Below are 22,331 nucleotides of genomic sequence, written 5' to 3'. Positions count from 1 at the left end.
CCGCGCTCAGCGGATGCGCGGCGGCGCCGCCAGCTGCTCCGGGGTCGTGAAGTAGGCGGCCGACGCTCCCTGCCGCGCCCTGGCCCGCGCCAGTTCCTCGCGCGCCACCGTGCGCAGGTGCACTTCGTCCGGCCCGTCCAGGAAACGCATGGCGCGGCCCCAGGTCCACAACCAGGCCAGGGGCGTATCGGGCGACAGGCCCATCGCGCCGAAGATCTGCATCGCGCGGTCGGCGACGCGGGTCTGCAGGCGCGCCGCCACCACCTTGATCGCCGCGACCTGCGAGCGGATCTCGCGCGCCGGCCGCCCCTGGTCGAGGCTCCACGCCGCCTGCAGCACCAGCAGCCGGGCCTGGTCGATCTCCAGCCGCGATTCGGCGATCCAGTCCTGCACGTTGGACTGGTCCGCCAGGTACTTGCCGAACGCGCGGCGCTCCAGCGCCCGGTCGCACGCCAGTTCCAGCGCCAGCTCGCACTGGCCGATGGTGCGCATGCAGTGGTGCACCCGGCCCGGCCCCAGTCGCGCCTGCGCCATCGCGAACCCCTGGCCCCAGCCGCCCAGCAGGTTGGCGGCGGGCACCCGCACGTCCCGCAGCAGCAGCTCGCAGTGCCCTTCGGGCGAGCGGTGCTGCATGATCGGGATGTTGCGCACCACCTGCACGCCGGGGGTGTCCAGCGGCACCAGCACCATGCTGTGGCTGTCGTGGGCAGCGCCGGCATCGTCGCCTTCGTTGCGGCACATCACGATCAGCAACCGGCATTGCGGGTGGGCGACGCCGGTGATGAACCACTTGCGGCCGTTGAGCACCAGCTGTCCGCCCTCGCGCCGCACCGAAGTCTGGAGATTGGTCGGGTCGGAGGACGCGACGTCGGGCTCCGACATCGCGAAGGCGGAGCGGATGCGCCCTTCCAGCAGCGGCTGCAGCCACTGTTCGCGCTGCGCCGGTGTCGCGTTCTGCTGCAGCAGCTCCATGTTGCCGCTGTCGGGCGCGCTGCAGTTGAAGACCTCCGCCGACCACGGCAGGCGGCCCATGGCCTGGGCCAGCGGGGCGTAATCGAGGTTGGACAGCCGGGTGCCCGGCTCGTCCTCGCGCAGCGCGGGCAGGCACAGATTCCACAGCCCCTCGGCGCGCGCCAGGTCCTTCAGATCCTGCATGAACGGGGGCGGCACGCCTTCGGCGGCGCAGCGGTGCCAGGCGGCGTTGTACGGCAGCACGAAGCGCTCGATGAACGCCTCGAGCTGCTGCAGCCGGTCGCGCGCGTTGGGGGACGGCTCGAAATCCATCGGGCCAGCTTAGGGGGCGGCCACGCGCATCCGGATGATCTCCGTCAAGCTCCCGGCGCAGCGCCGCGCCGGCTGTCACCTAGGCAACAACGAGCACGCTCGCCTTCGGGTCCTTGCGAACGACCTCGACGCCGACGCTGCGCTCGTGGCGCTGCAGCAGGACGTCGACGCTCGGGCCGGGGGCGCCCAGCTGCGCGATCCGGATCCAGTCGATGAAGTGCGGCAGGCGCGGCGAGCGCAGGACGATCTGGCCCGCGCCCCCCAGCACCTCCAGCCCCAGGCAGGCCTGCAGCATGCCGAACACCGCGGCCGCGGCCCATGCCTGCGGCGAGCAGGCCACCGGATACAGCACCGGCCCGGCGGCCGGCCGGCGCGAAAAGCCGCAGAACAGCTCGGGCAGGCGGTGCGCGTCGAAGCGCAGGCTGGACTCGAAGGTGCCGGCCAGCAGTTCCATGGCCGCCTCCGTGCGCCCGTAGCGAGCCATGCCGGCGGCGATCAGCGCGTTGTCGTGCGGCCAGATCGAGCCGTTGTGGTAGGACATCGGGTTGTAGCGGGCCGCGTCGGTGGGCACGGTGCGTATGCCCCAGCCGCTGAAGAAGCGCGGCCCCATCAGCTCGTCGACGATGCGCTGCGCATGCGCCGGTGCTGCGATGCCGCTCCACAGCGTGTGGCCGGCGTTGGACGACCCGACCCGGCACTGCCGCTTGGCGCCGTCGAGCGCGAGCGCGTAGCTCGAAATCTCCTCGCACCAGAACGCGGCCTGGAAACGATCGCGCAGTTGCGCGGCTTCGCGGTTGAGCGCGTCCGCGAGCGCCGTTTCGCCGAGCATGGATGCCAGCTCCGCCGCGCCGAGCTTGGCCTCGTAGACATAGCCCTGCACCTCGCACAGCGCGATCGGCGCGGCCGCGAGCTGTCCGTCGGCGTGGAACACCGAGTCCTGCGAATCCTTCCACCCCTGCTGCACGAGGCCATCCTCGCTGCGGCGCGCGTACTCGACGAAGCCGTCGCCGTCGGCGTCGCCCGAGCGCGCGATCCAGTCCAGCGCCCGCCGGATCTGCGGCCAGATGCGGCGGATCAGCGCCGCATCGCCGGTGCGCCGCCAGTACGCCGCCGCCAGCACGACGAACAGCGGCGTCGCATCCACCGAACCGTAATAGCGGCCGAACGGGATTTCGCCGGTGAGCGCCATCTCGCTGCGCCGCGCCTCGTGCAGGATCTTGCCGGGCTCCGCGTCGCTGTGCGGGTCGGACTCGGTCGCCTGGGTCGCCGCCAGGAATTCGAGGACGCCGGCCGCCATCGACGTGTCGGCCCAGAGGCACTCCAGCGCGGTGATGATCCCGTCGCGCCCGAACGTCGTCGAATACCAGGGCACGCCGGCGAACGGGTAGGCGCCGGTGGGCAGGTGGGTGGCCAGCATGGCGAGATCGGCCACCGAGCGCCGCAGCCACAGGTTCATCAGGGGGTTGGAGGTGTGGACCTGGCAGTGCCCGCCCAGCCACGCCTGGCGCACCGCGTTGTTCTCGCGCAGCGCCGTGTGGTACGTCTTGGGCGGCGGCGGCGCTTCGGTGTCGCACTCGCAGCGGATCGAGCAGTACAGGTGGTGCTCGCTGCCGGGGTCGAGCCGCAGGTCGAAGCAGGCCCGTCGCGCGTCGACCTGCGTCGGCGCCGGCTGGAATTCGATGCAGGTTCGCCGCACGCGCGCGTCGAGGCCGCGATACGACAGCGTCATGCCCACCGCCGACACGCGCGCCGGCAGCAGTTCGCCGCGGCGCTCCCGCTGCATGCCCCGCACCTCGAACAGATCGACGAAATCGGCGTCGAACCCGAACTCCAGCCGCACCTCGGTCGGCTCGCTGCCATGGTGGGTGATCCGGATGTGTTCGTAGCAGGCGCCCTGCCACAGCAGCTTGCCCCGGAACAGGTGCAGCGTGCCCTTGGGCAGCGCGGCGCGGCCGCCGGTCGCCGGCAGGTCGGGGTTCATCAGGTCGATCGCCAGCAGGCTGTTGGCCTCCTCGACCGACGAGCCGAGGTACAGCGGCCGCACGCCGTCGATCGTGAGCTCCTCGTGCGACAGGTGGCGCGTGTCGTCGTGGTACAGCCCCTCCTTGCCGGGCGCCAGCACCTGCGCGTCGCCGAAGCGGTCGAACATGGCGAAGGTGTGGTCGTTCTTCAGCACCTGCGGCTGCTCCTGCCCCAGTTCGGAGGTGGCGGCGACGTACCACTTGTCGCCGATCTGGATCTTGTTGGCCATGCTCGCGGGTCCTCGCTTTCAGTGGCAGGCGGCGACCGGCGCCGCCACGAGCTGCCGGTAGATCTCCAGGTACTGCCGCGCCATCACGGCCGAGGTGAAGCGCTGCTCGAACTCCGCGCGGCAGCGCCGCCGGTCGATGCGCGCCACGTTGCGCGCCGCGGCGATCGCCTGCTCCTGGTGCTCGACGACGAAGCCGGTGACCCCGTCCTCGATGATCTCGGGCACCGAACCATGCGCATACGCGATCACCGGCGTCCCGCAGGCCAGCGCCTCGACCATCACCAGGCCGAACGGCTCGGGCCAGTCGATCGGCATCAGCAGGGCGCGGGCGTTGCCGATCAGATCGTTCTTGGCCGCGTCGCCGACCTCCCCGACGAAAGTCACCAGCGGATCGCCCAGCAGCGGCTCGATCTTCGAATGGAAGTACTCGCGGTCGGCGGCGTCGACCTTGGCCGCGATGCGCAGCGGCGTGCCGCAGGCCTTGGCGATCTCGATCGCGCGGTCGGGCCGCTTTTCCGGCGAGATGCGGCCCACGAAAACGAAATAGTCCTGCGGCTGCGGATGGAAGGAATACAGGCCGGCCGGCACGCCGTGGTGCACGGTGGCGATCCAGTTCAGCCACGGCAGCGGCTGGCGCTGGCTGTCGGAGATGGAGACCATCGGATGGTGCGCGAAGCAGCGGAACAGCGGCTTCAGGTCGGGCAGGTCCAGCCGGCCGTGCGCGGTGGAAACGCAGGGCGTCTCGCACAGCGCCACCAGCGGCAGCTGCACCACGTCGGTGTGGAAATGGATGATGTCGAAGGCCGCCGCGGCCTTGAGCACCTGGCCCATCAGGATGGTGTGCCAGACCACCGCGTCCGGCCGCCGCTCGTCGAGCCGCAGGCTGCGGGGCGCCCCCGCCACCAGCGTGGCCGACGTGACCGAGTCGCCGCTCGCAAACAGGGTGACGTCATGGCCGAGCTCCACCAGTGCCTCGGTGAGATAGGAGACGACGCGTTCGGTGCCGCCGTAGGCCTGCGGCGGAACGCTTTCATGCAATGGTGCGACCTGGGCTATTCTCACGGCGACTCCTGTGGCGGCGCCGGCACGCGGGCGCCCGGCAGCACGCGTCAACGTACCGCCGTGCTCCGGTGCCGGGTGTAGGACAAGTCCGCGAGCGGGCCGCGCTGCCGAGCATCGCGGCCGGCCGCGGCGACCGGCGGCGCTCGCGCCGCGGTGTCGATCAGCCGAACAGCTGCTTGTGCTGCTCGCGCAGCAGGTTCTTCTGCACCTTGCCCATGGTGTTGCGCGGCAGCTCGTCGACGACGAAGCAGCGCTTGGGAATCTTGAAGTTGGCCAGCTGCGACTTCAGCCGGGCCACGATCTGCTCGCCGTCGATGCGGGCGCCCGGCTTGGGGATCACCACCGCCACGCCGACCTCGCCGAAGTCGGGATGCGGCACGCCCACCAGCGCGCTCTCGGCGACGCCGGGAATCTCGTTGATATAGCCCTCGACCTCGGCCGGGTAGACGTTGTAGCCGCCGCTGATGATCAGGTCCTTGCTGCGCCCGACGATCGTGACGTAGCCGTCCTGGTCGATCCGGCCGACGTCGCCGGTCCTGAACCAGCCGTCCGCGGTGAACTCCTCCTTGGTCTTGTCGGGCATGCGCCAGTAGCCCTTGAAGACGTTGGGGCCCTTCACCTGGATGCCGCCGATCTCGCCGGCCGGCACCGCCTGGCCGTCGTCGCCGCGCACCCGCACGCCCACGCCCGGCAGCGGGAAGCCCACGGTGCCGCCGCGGCGCGCGCCCTGCTCGGGGTCGTAGGGATTGGAGGTGAGCATGATGGTCTCGCTCATGCCGTAGCGCTCCAGGATCGTGTGCCCGGTGCGCTCCTGCCATTCGTTGAAGGTCTCGATCAGCAGCGGGGCCGAGCCGGAGATGAACAGGCGCATGTGGCTGGCCTGCCGGCGCGTCAGCGTCGGCTCGGCCAGCATCCGCACGTACAGCGTCGGCACGCCCATGAACACCGTGGCCTCCGGCATCTTCGCGATCACCAGCTTCGGATCGAACTTGCCGAGCCAGATCATCTTGCTGCCGTTCAGCAGGGCGCCGTGGATGGCGACGAACAAGCCATGGACGTGGAAGATCGGCAGCGCGTGGATCAGCACGTCGCCCTGGCGCCAGCCCCAGTAGTCCTTCAGCACCTGCGCGTTCGACACCATGTTGCCGTGCGTGAGCATCGCGCCCTTGCTGCGGCCGGTGGTGCCGCTGGTGTAGACGATGCAGGCGAGGTCGTCGACGCCCATCGGGGCGATCTCGTGCCGGTCGCTGCAATGGGCGGCGCGCGCCAGCAGCGAACCGGTACGGTCCTCATCCAGCGTGAAGACGTGGTGCGTGCCGGCCTTGAACGCCAGCTTGCTCACCCAGCCGAAGTTCCTGCTGCTGCACACCACCACCGCCGGCTCCGCGTTGCCGATGAAGTACTCGATCTCCGCGCTCTGGTAGGCGGTGTTGAGCGGCAGGAACACGTGGCCCGCCCGCAGCGTGGCCAGGTACAGCATCATGGCCTCCACCGACTTCTCGACCTGCACGGCGATGCGGGACCCCGGCGGCAGGTCCAGCGAGACCAGCAGGTTGGCGATCATCGCCGTGGCGCGGTCCAGGTCGCGCCACGAGTACACGAGGCCGCTGTCGGTCTCGACGGCGGCGGCATCGAGGTCGTGGGGGAAGGCCGCGCGCAACGCGGCATAGAGGTTGTATTGCTTCATGGTTCACGCAAGTCCGGGGCGTTGATCGCACGGACGCGCCGGCCCGTGCATCGCGCGCCGGCCCTGCCCGCCCCACGGCAGCGCCGGCGGTTTTGTGACGGCGTTCAGTCGATCCTGGCGCCCGACACCTTCACCACCCCGGCCCAGCGCTTGATCTCGCTGCCGACCAGGGCGGCAAACTGCTGCTGCGACAAGTTCGGGAACTCGGCTCCCTGGCTGGCCCAGATCGCCTTCAGCTCGTCGGACTGCATCGCCTTGCGCACCTCGTCGATCACCCGCGCCTGGGCGTCGGCCGGGGTGCCCTTGGGCGCCCACAGGCCGTACCAGGTGGTGACGGTGTAGTCCGGCAAACCCACTTCCGCCGCGCAAGGCACGTCCGGCAGCGCCGGATTGCGCTTGCCGCCCGAGACCATCAGCGCCTTGATGCGGCCGCCCTTGATGTGGTTGGCCGACGAGCCGAGGCCGTCGAACATCATGTCGACGTTGCCCGAGATCAGGTCCTGCAGGGCCGGCCCGGCGCCGCGGTACGGGATGTGGGTGATGAAGGTCTTGGTCTGCTGCTTGAACAGCTCGCCGGCGAGGTGGTGCGAGGTGCCGCTGCCGGCCGAGCCGTAGTTGTACTTGCCCGGGCTGCGCCGGACCATGTCCAGGAAGCTCTTGAAATCGGCGGCCTGGATCCGCTTGGGATTGACCACCACCACCTGCGGCACCGTGGCGACCACGGTGAGCGGCACGAAATCGCGTTCCAGGTCGTAATCGAGCCGCGGGTACATCGACGGCGCGATCGTGTGGTGCACGGCGCCCATGAACAGCGAATAGCCGTCGTTGGGCGCCTTGGCGGCGATGCTGGCCCCCACGGTGCCGCCGGCGCCGCCGCGGTTGTCGATGATCAGCTGCTTGCCGGTCTGCTTGGCGAACTGCGCCGCCAGCGGACGGGCGAAGGCGTCGGTGCCGCCGCCGGCGGGGAACGGCACGAATACGGTGACCGGCTTGACCGGCCAGCCCTGCGCCTGGGCGAAGGGAGCGAGCGAGGCCGCGCCGGCCGCGCCGGCCGCGCGCAGGACGTCTCGCCGCGTGAAGCTGCGAATCATGGGGTGTCTCCTTGAGTTGTGGTTGAAACGGACGCGATTAAAAATACAGGTCTTCGATCCCGCCCGAAACCGGGATTTCCCGTTTGGCGAGCAGCGCGCGGTGCTTGTCCAGGCGCTTGAGGTCGTACAGGTAGTTGACCATCAGGCCGTACGACTGCTTGAGGCCCTTCGATGAAGGGTCGCCGGCCCAGTTCAGCCGCTCCACCCGCGCGCCGTTGCCCAGGTGGAAGCGCGCGACCGGATCGAGCGGCTTGCCGTCCTGCAGCTCGCGCCCCAGGTAGGTGGCCGCGCCGCGCAGGAGCAACGAGCGCACCGGCGACCTGGGCTCCAGCTGCAACGGGCGCTCCCACGCCGCCAGCAGCTGCGGCGCGGTCGCTGCTCCGCCCAGCGCCTTGGCCAGTTCGGCGCGGGCCTTGGCGTCGAGCTGGTCCAGCAGCGCGCCGGCGTTCTTGCCCAGCCAGGCGCGCAGCCCCGGGATCGGCGACAGGGTGGCGAAGTGCTTCAGCTTCGGGAATTCGGCCTTGAGCGTTTCGACCACCCGCTTGATCAGCGAATCGCCGAAGCTCACGCCGCGCAGGCCGGCCTGGGTGCTGCTGATCGAATAGAAGATCGCGGTCGTCGCCCGCGTCAGATCGGTGGGCGCGGCGCCTTCGTCGAGCAGCGGCGTGATGCAGTCGGCGATCTCGTCGCCCAGCGCGACCTCCACGAAGATCAAGGGCTCGCCGTCCAGCCGCGGATGGAAGAAGCCGTAGCAGCGGCGATCGCTGTCGAGCCGGTTCTTCACGTCGGCCCAGCTGCGGATGTCGTGCACCGCCTCGTACTTGATCAGTTTCTCGATCAGCGACGCCGGCGAATCCCAGCTGATGCGCCGCAACTCGAGAAACGCCACGTCGAACCAGGTCGAGAACAGCGTTTCGAGTTCGGCATCCAGCGGCAGCAGCCGCTTGTCGCTCTTGAGATGCGGCAGCAGTTCGGCCCGCAGGTCCACCAGGAATCGCATGCCGTCCGGGAACACCGCGAAGCGCTGCAGCAGCCGGGTGCGCGGCGACACCATCGCCTTGCGCAGGCGGATCTCGGCCTGGCCTTCCTCGGGCGTGCCCTGCGCGGCCTCGTACTGCTCGCGCACCGCCTTCAGCTTGCGCGCATCGGGGGCGAACTGCTCGCTCATGAGCAGCCAGCAGTCGCGGCGCTCTTCCAGCGGCGCCTGGGAATACCACTGCGCGACCGCCCTGGCGCGCCGGCCGCCCTCGACCTCGCTCACCTGCGGATCGACGATCGCCTGCAGCTCCAGCAGCGTGCGGCGCAGCACCCGCGGCGACAGCGCCTCCTGCCGGCGCCGCAGGGTGGCCTGCAGCCGCTCACGCGTCGACCGTGGGCGCGCGGCCGCCTCGTCGTGCGCCGCCGCGCCGCCGGCGGCGACCGCCCTGGGTTCCAGCGCGGGGCGCAGCAACGAGACGCTGCGGGCAAGCCAGTCGGAAGGATTCATTCGGCTCTCGTCAAGAAGAACGGTCAGGAACGCCGACGCCGGCGGCGCGGCGGGCGCGCGGCGGTCGGTTCATGGGGCCACCTTCGCCAGCCGATTGCGCCCCAGCTCGCGCAGCGCCTCGCGCTGGCGCGTCAGGTGCACCCGCATCGCTGCCTCGGCGCCGGCGGCGTCGCGCGCCCGCAGTGCCGCGAACACGGCCAGGTGCTCGCCCAGGCTTTCGTCGAGGCGGCCGGGCGCGTGCAGCTGCCGCAGGCGGGCGAGCCGCACCATCTTGCGCAGGTCGCCGATCACCTGCGCCAGCCAGCGGTTGTCGGCCAGCGTGATGATCGCCTCGTGGATCGCGTAGTTCGCCGCGTAGTAGTCGTTGATGCGCCGGGCCCGTGCGTGCCGCTCGAGCTTGTCGTGCAGCACCTGCAGCGCCTGCAGGTCGGCGTCGCTGGCGTTGAGGGCCGCTTCGAACGCGCAGCGCCCCTCGAGCAGCGCCAGCACCGGGAAGATGTCGTCCAGGTCCTGCTCCGTCACCTCGTTGACGAAGCAGCCGCGCCGCGGCTCGTGGCGCACCAGCCCTTCGGCGGTGAGCACCTTCAGGGCCTCGCGCAGCGGCGTGCGCGAGATCTGCAGCTGCTCGGCCAGCACGGGCTCGTCCAGGAAGCTGCCGGGCCGCAGGTCGCCCGAGAAGATGCGCTCGCGCAAGCGCTGCGCCACCTCGTCGTGCAGCGAGTTGGCCACCAGGCGCATGGCAGGAGCGATTCGCATAATTCTCCGTAATTACGGAAAATTATGGACGGCGGGCGGCCCTTTTCCAGGGCCCCCAGGGAAACTACCTAGCGGGCAGCGGCGCCGGACGCCGGTCGAACCAGATCCACAGCAGCACGCCGACGACGATCATCGGCAGGCACAGCCACTGCCCCATGCTCAGGCCCAGCGACAGCAGGCCGAGGTGGCTGTCGGGTTCGCGGAAATACTCGGCGACGAAGCGCAGCACGCCGTAGCCGATCAGGAAGGCCGCGGCCACCTGGCCCTGCCGCCGCTCCTTGCGCGCATAGAGCCACAGCAGCACGAACAGCAGCAGCCCCTCGAGCAGGAACTGGTAGACCTGCGACGGGTGGCGCGGGATCATCGACCCACTCTGCGGGAACACCATCGCCCAGGGCAGCGACGGATCGGCCGCGCGGCCCCACAACTCGCCGTTGATGAAATTGCCGACGCGGCCCGCCGCGAGCCCGAGCGGCACGCACGGCGCGATGAAGTCCATCAACTGCCAGAACGGCTTGGCGCGCGAGCGGGCGAACCACCACTGCGAGGCGATCACCCCGAGCATGCCGCCGTGGAAGCTCATGCCCCCCTGCCACACGTAGAGGATCTGCAGCGGATGGCTCAGATAGAACGCAGGCTTGTAGAAGAGGCAGTAGCCCAGCCGGCCGCCGATCACGACGCCGAGCACGCCCAGGAACAGCATGTCCTCCACGTCCTTGCGGCTCCACGCGCCGGGCCCGCGCACCGAGGCGAAGGGCTCGTGGTGCAGGCGCCGGTAGGCCAGGAGCATGAACAGCCCGAACGCCGCGAGATAGGTGAGACCGTACCAGTGGATCGCGAGCGGACCGAGCCGCACCGCCACCGGGTCGATGTGTGGATACATCAGCATGCGGCTATTGTGCGGCATGGCAGCGGGGCCCAGGGGCCGGCGCCGGTAGTGCGAAAAGGCCGGTCGCCGCAGCGGGATGCTGGCGCTCGGCCGCGACGCGTGGGGCATACTCGCCTGCTCAAGCGGCACGGGCCGCCCGCCAAGGACAACACCCATGGAAATCAAGCCGATCCAGATCAACCGCCGCAGCAAGAACATCACCGAAGGCAAGTCGCGCGCGCCGAACCGCTCGATGTACTACGCCATGGGCTACCAGGAGGCGGATTTCCGCAAGCCCATGGTCGGGGTGGCCAACGGCCACAGCACGATCACGCCCTGCAACAGCGGGCTGCAGAAGCTGGCCGACGCGGCCATCGCCGGCATCGAGGAGGCCGGCGGCAATGCCCAGGTGTTCGGCACGCCGACGATTTCCGACGGCATGGCGATGGGCACCGAAGGGATGAAGTATTCGCTGGTCAGCCGGGAGGTGATTTCCGACTGCATCGAAACCTGCGTGCAGGGCCAGTGGATGGACGGCGTGCTGGTGGTCGGCGGCTGCGACAAGAACATGCCGGGCGGCATGATGGGCATGCTGCGCGCCAACGTGCCGGCGATCTACGTCTACGGCGGCACCATCCTGCCGGGCCGCTGGAACAACGAGGACCTCAACATCGTCAGCGTGTTCGAGGCCGTGGGCCAGAACGCGGCCGGCAACCTGAGCGACGCCGACCTGCGCGAAATCGAGATGCACGCCATCCCCGGCTCGGGGTCGTGCGGCGGCATGTACACCGCCAACACGATGTCATCCGCCTTCGAGGCCATGGGCATGTCGCTGCCCTATTCGTCGACCATGGCGAATCCGCACGACGAGAAGGCGAACTCCGCGCGCGAATCGGCCAAGGTGCTGATCGAGGCGATCCGCAAGGACCTCAAGCCGCGCGACATCGTGACGCGCAAGTCGATCGAGAACGCGGTGGCCGTGATCATGGCCACCGGCGGCTCGACCAACGCCGTGCTGCACTTCCTGGCGATCGCGCACGCGGCCGAAGTCGAGTGGACCATCGACGATTTCGAGCGCATCCGCAAGCGCACCCCGGTGATCTGCGACCTCAAGCCGAGCGGCCGCTACCTCGCCGTCGACCTGCACCGCGCCGGCGGCATCCCGCAGGTCATGAAGGTCCTGCTGAACGCCGGGCTGCTGCACGGCGACTGCATGACCATCACCGGCAAGACGATCGCGGAGACGCTCAAGGACATCCCGGACACGCCGCGGGCCGACCAGGACGTGATCCGCACCATCGACAACCCGATGTACCAGCAGGGGCACCTGGCCATCCTCAAGGGCAACCTGTCGCCGGAGGGTTCGGTGGCCAAGATCACCGGGCTGAAGAACCCCGTGATCACCGGCCCGGCCCGGGTCTTCGACGACGAGCAGTCGGCGCTGCAGGCGATCCTGGACGGCAAGATCAAGGCCGGCGACGTGATGGTGCTGCGCTACCTCGGCCCCAAGGGCGGCCCCGGCATGCCGGAGATGCTCGCCCCCACCGGCGCGCTGATCGGCGCCGGCCTGGGCGAGAGCGTCGGCCTGATCACCGACGGCCGCTTTTCCGGCGGCACCTGGGGCATGGTGGTCGGCCATGTGGCGCCCGAGGCGGCGGCCGGCGGCACGATCGCCTTCGTCAACGAGGGCGACTCGATCACCATCGACGCGCATCAGCTCAAGCTGGAGTTGAACGTGGCCGAGGCGGAGATCGCCAGGCGGCGCGCGGCGTGGAAGGCGCCGGCCCCGCGCTACACCCGCGGCGTGCTGGCCAAGTTCGCGTTCAACGCCTGCAGCGCCAGCCGGGGCGCCGTGCTCGACAACTACGACGCCAGGTAGGCCGCCCCAGCCCAGCCGCGCACTGGCTCCTGTCTGACAGGAGCCGGCGCGGCAGGCTCCTAGCATGGCGTGTCCCTTCAGGAGACGCCATGGACACCACTTCCATCTGGCGGGCGACCGCGCCCGCCACCGGCGGGGCGCCGCTGGAATCCGACCTCACGACCGACGTGGTGGTGATCGGCGGCGGCATCACGGGCGTGACGCTCGCCCTGCTGCTGGCGCGCGCCGGCCGCTCGGTCGTGCTGCTCGAAGCCGACACGGTCGGCAGCGGCAGCACCGGCAACTCGACCGGCAATCTCTACGAAACGGTGAGCGAAGGGCTGGCCGCGATCGCCAGGCGCTGGGGCGCCGACATCGCGCGCCGCGTCATCGAGCAGCGCCGGGCCGCCATCGGCTTCATCGAGGCGCACTGCGCCGACGCCGACGCCGGCTTTCGCCGCTGCGCACACCTGCTGTATGCGCTCGACGAACAGCAGGCCGACCAGATCGGGCGCGAATTCGAGGTGCTCGCCAACGCCGGAGCCAGCGTGCGCCGCGACCAGTCCGTGCCCGCGCCGCTGCCCAAGCCCGTCGGCGAGGTGGTCGTGCTGCAGAACCAGGCCCAGTTCCAGCCGCAGGCCTATGTCGCCCACCTCGCCAGGCTGGCCGGCGAGGCCGGCGCCCGGATCCACCAGCAGTCGCGGGTGATCGAGCTCGATGCCAAGGGCCGGCGCGCGGTCACGGCCAGCGGCGCCGTGCTGGCGCAGGAAATCGTGCTGGCGACCCACTCGCCCAAGGGATTCCACCTCGTGCAGGCCGAGATGCCGGTGCATCGCGAGTACGGCATCGCCCGGCCGCTGGCCGGCGCCGATCCCGGCCCCGGCATCTTCTGGTGCCGCGGCAGCGAGCGCCTGTCGGTGCGCACCATGGCCGCGGGCGGGCAGCGCTACCTGGTCTGCGTCGGCGAGGAGCACAAGGTCGGCACGCACAACGCGAAGGCGAGCCTGATGGCGCTGCAGATGCGGGTCGAGCAGCGCTTCGGCCCCGGCGCGGCGAGCCATCGCTGGTCGGCGCAGAACTATCGCTCCGCCGACGGGCTGCCCTACATCGGCCGTGACGCGAGCGGTTGCTTCATCGCCACCGGCTTCGCCACGGACGGGCTGACCTGGGGCACGGTCGCGGCCCATGTGATCGCCGAACAGCTCATGGCCCGGTCGCACGCGTTCGGCGACTTGTGCCGGCCCGCCCGGTTCTCGCCGGTGAAGGGCGGCAAGGCGATGGTCGAGGAGAACCTCACCACCGTGACGGCGCTGGTCAGGGACTACCTGACCCACAGCCAGGCGCAGCAGCTGGCCAGCCTGGCGCCCGGAGACAGCGCGCACGTCGACGTGGATGGCGAAACCTTCGCGGCCTATCGCAGCCCGGAAGGCGAACTGTTCGCGGTGTCGCCGGTGTGCACCCACCTGGGCTGCAAGGTGCACTGGAACAGCGTCGAGACGAGCTGGGACTGCCCGTGCCATGGCAGCCGCTTCCGCGTCGACGGCACCGTCATCGAAGGCCCGGCGGTCACGCCGCTCGGGCGCAAGCACCTGAACGTGGGTTGAAGCGCCGGCGCGTCAGCGCTTGCGCGGTCCGATCCCGAGCGACTGGCGGCTCTTGTCGATGCGCGCCTGCTTGCGCGCGTCTTCCTTCTGCATCGCCTTCTTCTTGGTGTAGCCGGACCAGTCGGCCCAGGCCCACCACGCCACCGCGAGCGCGAACGGCGACAGCACCCACCACCACTCCCAGGCGCCGACCGGGCCGACCTCGAAATACTTCAGTGCGAGCAGGACGATGCCCAGTCCGAGCAGATACATTCGTATTCTCCGCAGATGCGCCTTGAAGCCGTAGGGTTAACGGATCTGTCAACGGCGATCACTACAATGGCGTTCAGCAATGTACCCCAACCGAAGAGGAATTCAATGAAGCGTGCCCTGTTTGCTCTGATCGCCGCAGCCGCGTGCGTGCCGGCGCTGGCGGACCAGGCCCTGGCGCAGTCCAAGAACTGCCTTGCCTGCCATGCCGTCGACAAGAAGCTCGTCGGCCCCGCCTACAAGGACGTCGCGGCCAAGTACAAGGGCCAGAAGGACGCCGTCGACAAGCTGTCCCAGAAGATCATGAAGGGCGGCTCCGGCGTCTGGGGCCCGGTCCCGATGCCCGCCAACCCGCAGGTCAACGAAGCGGAAGCCAAGAAGCTGGCCGCCTGGGTCCTCAGCACCAAGTGACCCCCGGCGCTGGCCGATCCGCACGCCAGCCGCCCGACGAAACAAAGCCCGCTCACGAGCGGGCTTTGTTTTTCAGGCATCCCTCACAGCTTCTCCGCCAGCTGTTCGAGAATCGCCGGATTCTCCAGCGTCGAAACGTCCTGCGTGATCGCCTCGCCCTTGGCGATGGAGCGCAGCAGGCGGCGCATGATCTTGCCGCTGCGGGTCTTGGGCAGGTTGTCGCCGAAGCGGATGTCCTTGGGCTTGGCGATCGGGCCGATTTCCTTGGCCACCCAGTCGCGCAGCTGGGCGGCGATCTGCCTGGCCTCCTCGCCATGCGGCCGCGCGCGCTTGAGCACCACGAAGGCGCAGATCGCCTCGCCGGTGAGGTCGTCCGGCCGCCCCACCACGGCGGCCTCCGCCACCAGGTCGGTCTTGGCCACCAGCGCCGACTCGATCTCCATGGTGCCCAGCCGGTGTCCGGAGACGTTCAGCACGTCGTCGATGCGGCCGGTGATGCGGAAGTAGCCGCGGTCGGCGCTGCGCACGGCGCCGTCGCCGGCCAGGTACAGCTTGCCGCCCATCTCCTCGGGGAAGTAGCTCTTCTTGAACCGCTCGGGATCGCCCCAGATCGTGCGGATCATCGCCGGCCACGGGCGCTTGACGACCAGCATGCCGCCCGAGCCGTTGGGAATGTCGTGGCCCTGCTCGTCGACGATGGCCGCCATGATGCCCGGCAGCGGCAGGGTGCACGAGCCGGGCACGAGCGGCGTGGCGCCCGGCAGCGGCGTGATCATGTGGCCGCCGGTCTCGGTCTGCCAGAAGGTGTCGACGATCGGGCAACGCTCGCCGCCGACGTTCCGGTAGTACCACATCCACGCTTCCGGGTTGATCGGCTCGCCGACCGTGCCCAGGATCCGCAGGCTGCCCAGGTCGTAGGCGGTCGGATGGATGGCCTTGTCGCTCTCCGCGGCCTTGATCAGCGAGCGGATCGCCGTCGGCGCCGTGTAGAACACGGTGACCTTGTGCCGCTGGATCATCTCCCAGAAGCGGCCGGCGTTCGGGTAGGTCGGGATGCCTTCGAACATCACCTGGGTCGCGCCGGCGGCCAGCGGCCCGTAGGCCACATAGGTGTGCCCGGTGACCCAGCCGATGTCGGCGGTGCACCAGAACACGTCCGACGGGTGGATGTCGAAGGTCCAGTCCATGGTGAGCTTGGCCCACAGCAGGTAGCCGCCGGTGGCGTGCTGCACGCCCTTGGGTTTGCCGGTGGAGCCTGACGTATACAACACGAACAGCGGGTGCTCGGCGTTCACCGGCTCCGGCTTGCACTCAGTGCCCTGCCCCTGCAGCACCTCGGTGAAGGTCCGGTCACGCCCGGCGACCATCGCGCAAGGCGTCGCCGTGCGCATGTAGACCAGCACCGTGCGCAGGGTGTCGCAGCCGCCCATCGCCAGGCTCTCGTCGACGATGGCCTTGAGCGGCATCTCCTTGCCGCCGCGCATCTGGTAGTTGGCCGTGATCACCGCCACCGCGCCGGCGTCGATGATCCGCTCGTTGAGGGCCTTGGCCGAGAAACCGCCGAACACCACGCTGTGGGTCGCGCCGATCCGCGCGCAGGCCTGCATGGCGACCACGCCTTCGATCGACATCGGCATGTAGATGATGACGCGATCGCCCTTCTTGATGCCCTGCGCGTGCAGGGCATTGGCGAACTGGCTGACCCGAGCCAGCAGCTCCTTGTAGGTGACGCGCGTGACGGCGCCGTCGTCGGCCTCGAACACGATCGCGGTCTTGTTCTCGACCGGCGTCCCCATGTGCTTGTCCAGGCAGTTGGCGCTGGCATTGAGCTCGCCGTCGTCGAACCAGCGGTAAAACGGCGCCTTCGACTCGTCCAGCGTGCGCGTGAACGGCTTGGTCCACACGACGTTGTCGCGCGCCAGGCGCGCCCAGAATCCCTCGAAATCGCGCTCCGCCTCCTGGCACAGCGCCTCGTACGCCGCCATGCCGGAAATCCGCGCGGACTTGACCAGCGCCTCCGGCGGGTCGAAGACGCGGTTCTCGACCAGGACCGACTCGATTGCACTCATGAGAATGTCTCCACCTATGATGAATTCCGCTGCAAACTGTCCGGCCCCGCACTTACACGCCACTGACGGGGCCCCCAGCCCGGGAATCTACCTCCGAACCGGATTCCCCAGCCCGGAAACCTACAATCCGCTCCATCCGTACAAACCCGCTCCCGATGCACCCTGACCCGAACCCTCAGCAAAGCCCCCGCTCGCCGCTGCGCCCCCTGCCAGCCCTGATCTTCGCCAGCCGCTGGCTGCAGCTGCCGCTGTACCTGGGCCTGATCGCGGCGCAGGCGGTGTACGTCTTTCATTTCTGGGTCGAACTGGTGCACCTGCTGGAAGCGGCGTTCGGCAGCCAGGCGGCGTTACAGCAGTTGATCACCAGCATCGGCTACAAGCAGACGGTCGCGATCAGCTCGCTGAACGAAACCGTGATCATGCTGGTGGTGCTGGCGCTGATCGACGTGGTGATGATCTCCAACCTGCTGATCATGGTGATCGTCGGCGGCTACGAGACCTTCGTGAGCCGGATGAACCTGGAAGGGCATCCCGACCAGCCGGAGTGGCTCAGTCACGTCAACGCCTCGGTGCTGAAAGTGAAGCTGGCGACGGCGATCATCGGGATCTCGTCGATCCACCTGCTCAAGACCTTCATCAACGCCGACAACTATTCCGACCGGGTGCTGATCGCGCAGACGGCGATCCACATCACGTTCCTGCTCTCGGCGATGGCGATCGCGTACACCGACAAGCTGATGGCGGTGCCTGCTCCCGCGGGCGTGAAGGGTCACTGAGGGGTACCCAACAGCCGAACGCAGATCCTCCCTGCACCCTCTGCGTTCGGCTGCTGGGTTTTCGCCGCGCCTCACCGCCCCACCATCTGCTCCGGCCGCACCCACTCGTCGAACTGCTCCGGCGTGACGTAGCCCAGGGCCAGCGCCGCCTCGCGCAGGCTGGTCCCTTCCTGGTGCGCCTTCTTCGCGATCTGCGCGGCCTTGTCGTAGCCGATGTGCGGATTGAGCGCCGTCACCAGCATCAGCGAGCGCTGCACCAGCTCCGCGATCCGCTGGCGGTTCGGCTCGATGCCGACGGCACAGTGGTCGTTGAAACTCGCCATGCCGTCGGCCAGCAGGCGAACGCTCTGCAGGAAGTTGTGGGCGATCATGGGCCGGAACACGTTCAGTTCGAAGTTGCCCGACGCGCCGCCGAAGTTCAGCGCCACGTCGTTGCCGAACACCTGGCAGCACAACATGGTGACGGCTTCGCTCTGCGTCGGGTTCACCTTGCCGGGCATGATCGACGAGCCCGGTTCGTTCTCGGGGATGCTGATCTCGCCGATGCCGCTGCGCGGGCCGCTCGCCAGCCAGCGGATGTCGTTGGCGATCTTCATCAGGCTGGCGGCCAGGCTCTTGAGCGCCCCATGGGCATGGACCAGCGCGTCGGCCGCGGCCATCACCTCGAACTTGTTGGCGGCGGTCACGAACGGCAGGCCGGTGAGCCGCGCCAGTTCGGCGGCGACGCGCTGCGCGTACTCCGGCGGCGCGTTCAGGCCGGTTCCCACCGCCGTGCCGCCCAGCGCCAGTTCGCACAGGTGCGGCAAGGTGGCGTGCAGATGCCGGTCCGCCTGTTCGAGCTGCGCCGCGTAGCCCGAGAACTCCTGCCCCAGCGTCAGCGGCGTCGCGTCCTGCAGGTGGGTGCGACCGATCTTGACGATGTCGTCGAAGGCCTGCGATTTGTCGGCCAGGGTGGCCCGCAGCTTCGCCAGCGAAGGCAGGAGGCGGTTGCGGATCGCGTCCACGGCGGCCACGTGCATCGCCGTCGGGAACACGTCGTTGGAGGACTGGCTCTTGTTGACGTCGTCGTTGGGATGGATCAGCCGCCCTTCGCCGCGACGCCCGCCGAGCAGCTCGCTCGCGCGGTTCGCCAGCACCTCGTTGACGTTCATGTTGGTCTGCGTGCCCGAGCCCGTCTGCCACACGACCAGCGGGAATTCTTCCTCGTGCCGGCCCGCGAGCACCTCGTCGGCGGCCGCGACGATGGCGGATGCCTTGTCCTGCGACAGCAGTCCCAGCAGGTGGTTGACCACCGCGGCGGACCGCTTGATCTGCACCAGCGCGCGGATGATCTCAACCGGCTGGCGCTCGCCGGAGATGGCGAAGTTCTGCAGCGAGCGCTGGGTCTGCGCGCCCCAGAGGCGGTCGGCCGGCACCTCGACGGCGCCGAAGGTGTCGTGTTCGATTCGGGTCTTCATGGCAATGTGGATCAGCGATGGCAGTGACCCTATCAGACTTGAAGGCGGCCGTGCACGGCGGGCCGATCGTGCTGCGCCACCGGATCGCCCCTGCCCGTCGGCGAAGGTGAGCAGCCCACCGGGCAGCGTTCTGGCCGCCTCTCGCCGGCGCCCGCTGCAGCGCCCCGGGGGCACGCGGGGACAAACGCGGTCAGGCGTCGTGAACGGGCCTGGAGAAGACGTGGCTCGCGGCCAGGCGTCGATGTTGCCACTCGCCGGCGACGCGACCTGGCAGCAGCCCCATCGCCGCGGTGAGCAGCCATCTTCTTCCGAGCGTCGCGTAGCGTGCGCTCCACAGCAAGCGCAGCGCCTCGCGCCGGCGACCATGGGCGAGCCGGTCCCGTGCGAGGCTGATTTCCTGCTGCGCCACGAACCAGAGTGCGGCGTGGCGGTGGCGTTCGGCCATGGTGCCGTCGAGTGCTTGCTGCCGCATGCGGTGCATGAAGGGGGCCAGTTCACGTGGTCGCCCGAACGACAGGGAGCCGGCGATCGCGGTTCGGTAGACAGCCAGCTGGGCCCGCACCAAGGCCACCGGGGTTTCGTCAGCCAGGCGGAACCAGAGATCCAGGTCCTCGCCGAACGATTCGCCAACGGGAAAGCAAGGTTGCATGGCGTGCAGGCGCTCGGCCCTGATCGCCACCGTGTCGGTGCAGAAAGGAATGTCCACCATCCAGCGCGCTCGCAGGTCCCGCACCACCTCGATCTCGGCGTCGCGCGCGACCTGCCACGGCTGCATTCGAGTTTCCGATGTTTCCTCTACACACCGGTACCCGGACGCCAGGACGTCCGCCTCCGGGCAGGCCAGGTGCGCCCTTTGGAGGTTGTCCAGCAATTCGGGGTGCTCCCAGTCGTCCGCGTCCAGGAATGCCACCCATTGGCCGCGCGCCAGTGCGATGCCGCGATTGCGCGCCGCCGCGACGCCGGCATGCGCTTGCCTGACCACCCGCACGCGCTCGTCCCGCAGCGCCTCGACCAGCTCCACGCTGGCGTCGCTGGAGCCATCGTCGACCACGATGACTTCGAGCGCGGGCAGCGTTTGCGCCAGCACCGATTGCACTGCGGACACGACATACCGTGCTTTGTTGAACACCGGGATGACGACCGAGAATGTCATTGCAGCCAACCATTCCGCCAATTCGCGCTTCGCGGCGCCGCCGAACCGCACCAGTGCCTGTCCCCCTGGCGCGGTCAATCTTGTCAAAGCTAGTCGACGAGAACTTCAAATGCAAACACCTGGCCGGGGCCGGTGCCATCACAGCCATGCGGTAGAGCTGCGGCGAATCTTTCTGCGCTCGCCCGTGTCGCGCAAGCGCGCGCGGAATTCATTGCTCGTGCGGTAAGCTCATTTCTCAGCAGCGGCTTCAAGGAGCGGCCTGATGACCCCCCGGCCCCCGATTCCGAAACGACGGGCACCCATCCCGATCCTGGTCTATCACCAGACCACGACGCCGCCTCCACCCGACGTGCGCTCCTGGCGGCTGACCATTTCGCCGGACACCTTCGCGCGGCAACTCCGCGCCCTGCGCGCGTTCGGCTTCCGCGGCCTGTCGATGCGCGATCTGGAGCCCTACCTTCGCGGCGACAAAGTCGGCAGGGTGGTCGGGATCACACTGGACGACGGTTACCTCAACAATTACGAACACGCTTTGCCGATCCTGCAAGGCGTGGGCTTCACGGCCACCTCGTATGTCGTGAGCGGCCAGCTCGGTGGCTCGAATGTCTGGGACCATGCCGCGGGCATTCCCGCGACCCCGCTCATGGATGTCGCGCACCTGAAGACCTGGCTCGCCGCGGGGATGGACGTGGGTGCGCATACGCGCCGGCACGCGAATCTGCTCGAGTGCGACGCCGCGTCCGCCCGCGACGAAATGGCCGGCTCCAAGCGCGACCTCGAAGATGCGCTTGGCGTCGAGGTGCGCCATTTCTCCTACCCCTACGGACAGCATCGCCTCGCGCACGCCGACATGGCCAGTGACGCCGGCTACCTCACGGCCACGACGGTGGTGCAGGCGCGTGTCCGCCGCGACGATGACCTGCTGCTGCTGCCCCGCATCTCCGTGCATGCGGAAACGACGATTCCACTGCTGCTCGCCCAGGTGGCCACCTGCATCGAGGAGTTGCGGCAACTGCGCCGCGGCGTGCGCCCGGGGGACTGGACGGTTCGACCCGTGTACGCAGGCGAAGTCTCGAGCAGGGGTGGCCGGCCGGTGCATTGACCGGCGGCTGAGCGGCGCCGCTTCCGGCTGCGTTCATCCGCCCCCGGGGTCCCGCTGAAGCGTTGCCTGACGCACGTCAAAGCGCTCGCGGAGGCGCGCTCGGCAGCGGGTGGGATAATTTGAAGGTCTCCGCTTTCCCTGTCCGAGCACCATGACCACCACCATCAAGCAGGCCGATCTCATCGAATCCGTCGCCGCCGCCCTGCAGTACATCAGCTACTACCACCCGACCGACTACATCGCCCACCTGGCGCGGGCGTACGAGCGGGAGCGCAGCCCGGCGGCCAAGGACGCGATCGCGCAGATCCTCACCAACAGCAAGATGAGCGCGATGGGCCACCGGCCGATCTGCCAGGACACCGGCATCGTGAACGTGTTCCTCAAGATCGGCATGGATTGCCGCCTCGAGGGCTTCAGCGGCGGGTTGGAAGACGCAGTGAACGAAGGCGTGCGCCGCGGCTACCTGCATCCGGACAACACGCTGCGCGCGTCGGTCGTCGCCGACCCGCAGTTCGAGCGCAAGAACACCAAGGACAACACGCCCGCCGTCGTCAACGTCGAACTGGTGCCCGGCAGCACCGTGGAAGTGACGGTGGCCGCGAAGGGTGGCGGCAGCGAGAACAAGAGCAAGATGGTCATGCTCAACCCGAGCGATTCCATCGTCGACTGGGTGCTCAAGACGGTGCCCACCATGGGCGCCGGCTGGTGCCCGCCCGGCATGCTGGGCATCGGCATCGGCGGCACGGCGGAAAAGGCCGTGCTGCTGGCCAAGGAATCGCTGATGGAAGACCTGGACATGTACGAGCTGCAGGCCAAGGCCGCGCGGCGCGAGCAGCTGTCGAAGGTCGAGGAGATGCGGCTGGAGCTGTTCGAGAAGGTGAACGCGCTGGGCATAGGCGCGCAGGGCCTGGGCGGCCTCACCACGGTGCTGGACGTCAAGATCAAGATGTTCCCGTGCCACGCCGCCGGCAAGCCGGTCGCCATGATCCCGAACTGCGCGGCCACCCGGCACGCCCACTTCGTGATGGACGGTTCGGGCCCGGTGTACCTGGATCCGCCGAGCCTCGACCTGTGGCCGAAGGTGGAGTGGGCGCCGGACACGCAAAAGAGCAAGCGCGTGAATCTGGACACGCTCACGAAGGAAGAGATCGCGACGTGGAAGGCCGG

Annotated in this window: 18 protein-coding genes; 6 read left to right on the top strand and 12 right to left on the bottom strand. The window is 69.0% G+C overall.

The window, feature by feature from the left end:
* Positions 1-6: 6 nt before the first annotated feature.
* The 8 genes from VNT59_RS02490 to lgt form a co-directional block, all read right to left on the bottom strand.
* Complete coding sequence (locus VNT59_RS02490) at positions 7-1,284, bottom strand: acyl-CoA dehydrogenase family protein (RefSeq protein ID WP_325496294.1); 1,278 nt, start codon at positions 1,282-1,284, stop codon at positions 7-9.
* 79 nt (positions 1,285-1,363) lie between these two features.
* Positions 1,364-3,535, bottom strand: coding sequence for an amylo-alpha-1,6-glucosidase (locus VNT59_RS02485; RefSeq protein WP_325496293.1), 2,172 nt, complete (start codon positions 3,533-3,535; stop codon positions 1,364-1,366).
* Positions 3,536-3,553: 18 nt separating this feature from the next.
* Complete coding sequence (locus VNT59_RS02480; RefSeq protein ID WP_325496291.1) at positions 3,554-4,597, bottom strand: glycosyltransferase family 4 protein; 1,044 nt, start codon at positions 4,595-4,597, stop codon at positions 3,554-3,556.
* Positions 4,598-4,757: 160 nt separating this feature from the next.
* Positions 4,758-6,284 (bottom strand): malonyl-CoA synthase, encoded by a 1,527-nt coding sequence (locus VNT59_RS02475; protein WP_325496289.1) that lies wholly within the window; start codon positions 6,282-6,284, stop codon positions 4,758-4,760.
* Positions 6,285-6,388: 104 nt separating this feature from the next.
* Positions 6,389-7,375, bottom strand: coding sequence for a tripartite tricarboxylate transporter substrate binding protein (locus VNT59_RS02470; protein WP_325496288.1), 987 nt, complete (start codon positions 7,373-7,375; stop codon positions 6,389-6,391).
* A 37-nt stretch (positions 7,376-7,412) separates the two neighbouring features.
* A complete protein-coding gene (locus tag VNT59_RS02465) occupies positions 7,413-8,861 on the bottom strand; it encodes a malonyl-CoA decarboxylase (protein ID WP_325496286.1) in 1,449 nt (482 codons plus the stop codon).
* Between the two features lie 69 nt (positions 8,862-8,930).
* A complete protein-coding gene (locus tag VNT59_RS02460) occupies positions 8,931-9,599 on the bottom strand; it encodes a GntR family transcriptional regulator (RefSeq protein ID WP_325496306.1) in 669 nt (222 codons plus the stop codon).
* A gap of 82 nt (positions 9,600-9,681) precedes the next feature.
* Positions 9,682-10,506: a prolipoprotein diacylglyceryl transferase gene (gene lgt / locus VNT59_RS02455; protein WP_325496284.1), complete on the bottom strand. Its 825-nt coding sequence runs from the start codon at positions 10,504-10,506 to the stop codon at positions 9,682-9,684.
* 154 nt (positions 10,507-10,660) lie between these two features.
* Between lgt and ilvD the strand changes: the two genes are divergently transcribed.
* Both ilvD and VNT59_RS02445 read left to right on the top strand, forming a co-directional pair.
* Positions 10,661-12,364 (top strand): dihydroxy-acid dehydratase, encoded by a 1,704-nt coding sequence (ilvD, locus tag VNT59_RS02450; RefSeq protein ID WP_325496282.1) that lies wholly within the window; start codon positions 10,661-10,663, stop codon positions 12,362-12,364.
* Positions 12,365-12,453: 89 nt separating this feature from the next.
* Positions 12,454-13,947 (top strand): FAD-dependent oxidoreductase, encoded by a 1,494-nt coding sequence (locus tag VNT59_RS02445; RefSeq protein ID WP_325496281.1) that lies wholly within the window; start codon positions 12,454-12,456, stop codon positions 13,945-13,947.
* A 12-nt stretch (positions 13,948-13,959) separates the two neighbouring features.
* Here VNT59_RS02445 and VNT59_RS02440 read toward each other — a convergent pair whose 3' ends face one another.
* Positions 13,960-14,199: a TIGR04438 family Trp-rich protein gene (locus VNT59_RS02440; RefSeq protein WP_325496279.1), complete on the bottom strand. Its 240-nt coding sequence runs from the start codon at positions 14,197-14,199 to the stop codon at positions 13,960-13,962.
* 105 nt (positions 14,200-14,304) lie between these two features.
* Here VNT59_RS02440 and VNT59_RS02435 point away from each other — a divergent pair, with 105 nt between their 5' ends.
* Positions 14,305-14,607 (top strand): c-type cytochrome, encoded by a 303-nt coding sequence (locus VNT59_RS02435; protein WP_325496277.1) that lies wholly within the window; start codon positions 14,305-14,307, stop codon positions 14,605-14,607.
* 83 nt (positions 14,608-14,690) lie between these two features.
* Here the strand turns inward: VNT59_RS02435 and acs are convergent, their stop codons facing one another.
* Positions 14,691-16,676 carry an acetate--CoA ligase gene (gene acs, locus VNT59_RS02430; protein ID WP_325496275.1) on the bottom strand — a complete coding sequence of 662 codons (1,986 nt, stop codon included), beginning with the start codon at positions 16,674-16,676 and terminating at the stop codon, positions 14,691-14,693.
* 155 nt (positions 16,677-16,831) lie between these two features.
* Between acs and VNT59_RS02425 the strand changes: the two genes are divergently transcribed.
* Complete coding sequence (locus VNT59_RS02425; RefSeq protein ID WP_325496273.1) at positions 16,832-17,452, top strand: YqhA family protein; 621 nt, start codon at positions 16,832-16,834, stop codon at positions 17,450-17,452.
* A gap of 71 nt (positions 17,453-17,523) precedes the next feature.
* Here VNT59_RS02425 and fumC read toward each other — a convergent pair whose 3' ends face one another.
* Together fumC and VNT59_RS02415 are read right to left on the bottom strand one after the other, a co-directional pair.
* Complete coding sequence (gene fumC, locus VNT59_RS02420) at positions 17,524-18,909, bottom strand: class II fumarate hydratase (RefSeq protein WP_325496271.1); 1,386 nt, start codon at positions 18,907-18,909, stop codon at positions 17,524-17,526.
* Between the two features lie 190 nt (positions 18,910-19,099).
* Entirely contained in the window at positions 19,100-20,149 is a 1,050-nt protein-coding gene (locus VNT59_RS02415) for a glycosyltransferase family A protein (RefSeq protein WP_325496270.1), read from the bottom strand.
* Positions 20,150-20,324: 175 nt separating this feature from the next.
* Between VNT59_RS02415 and VNT59_RS02410 the strand changes: the two genes are divergently transcribed.
* Together VNT59_RS02410 and VNT59_RS02405 are read left to right on the top strand one after the other, a co-directional pair.
* Entirely contained in the window at positions 20,325-21,164 is an 840-nt protein-coding gene (locus VNT59_RS02410) for a polysaccharide deacetylase family protein (protein WP_325496268.1), read from the top strand.
* Positions 21,165-21,315: 151 nt separating this feature from the next.
* A partial coding sequence (locus VNT59_RS02405; protein WP_325496267.1) for a fumarate hydratase occupies positions 21,316-22,331 on the top strand: 1,016 nt, incomplete at its 3' end.

It is taken from the genome of Ramlibacter sp. (assembly GCF_035554825.1).
Classification (GTDB): Bacteria; Pseudomonadota; Gammaproteobacteria; order Burkholderiales; family Burkholderiaceae_C; genus Ramlibacter.
The sequence above is the reverse complement of the archived record's forward strand: the minus strand, read 5'-3'. Positions and strand labels throughout refer to the sequence as shown.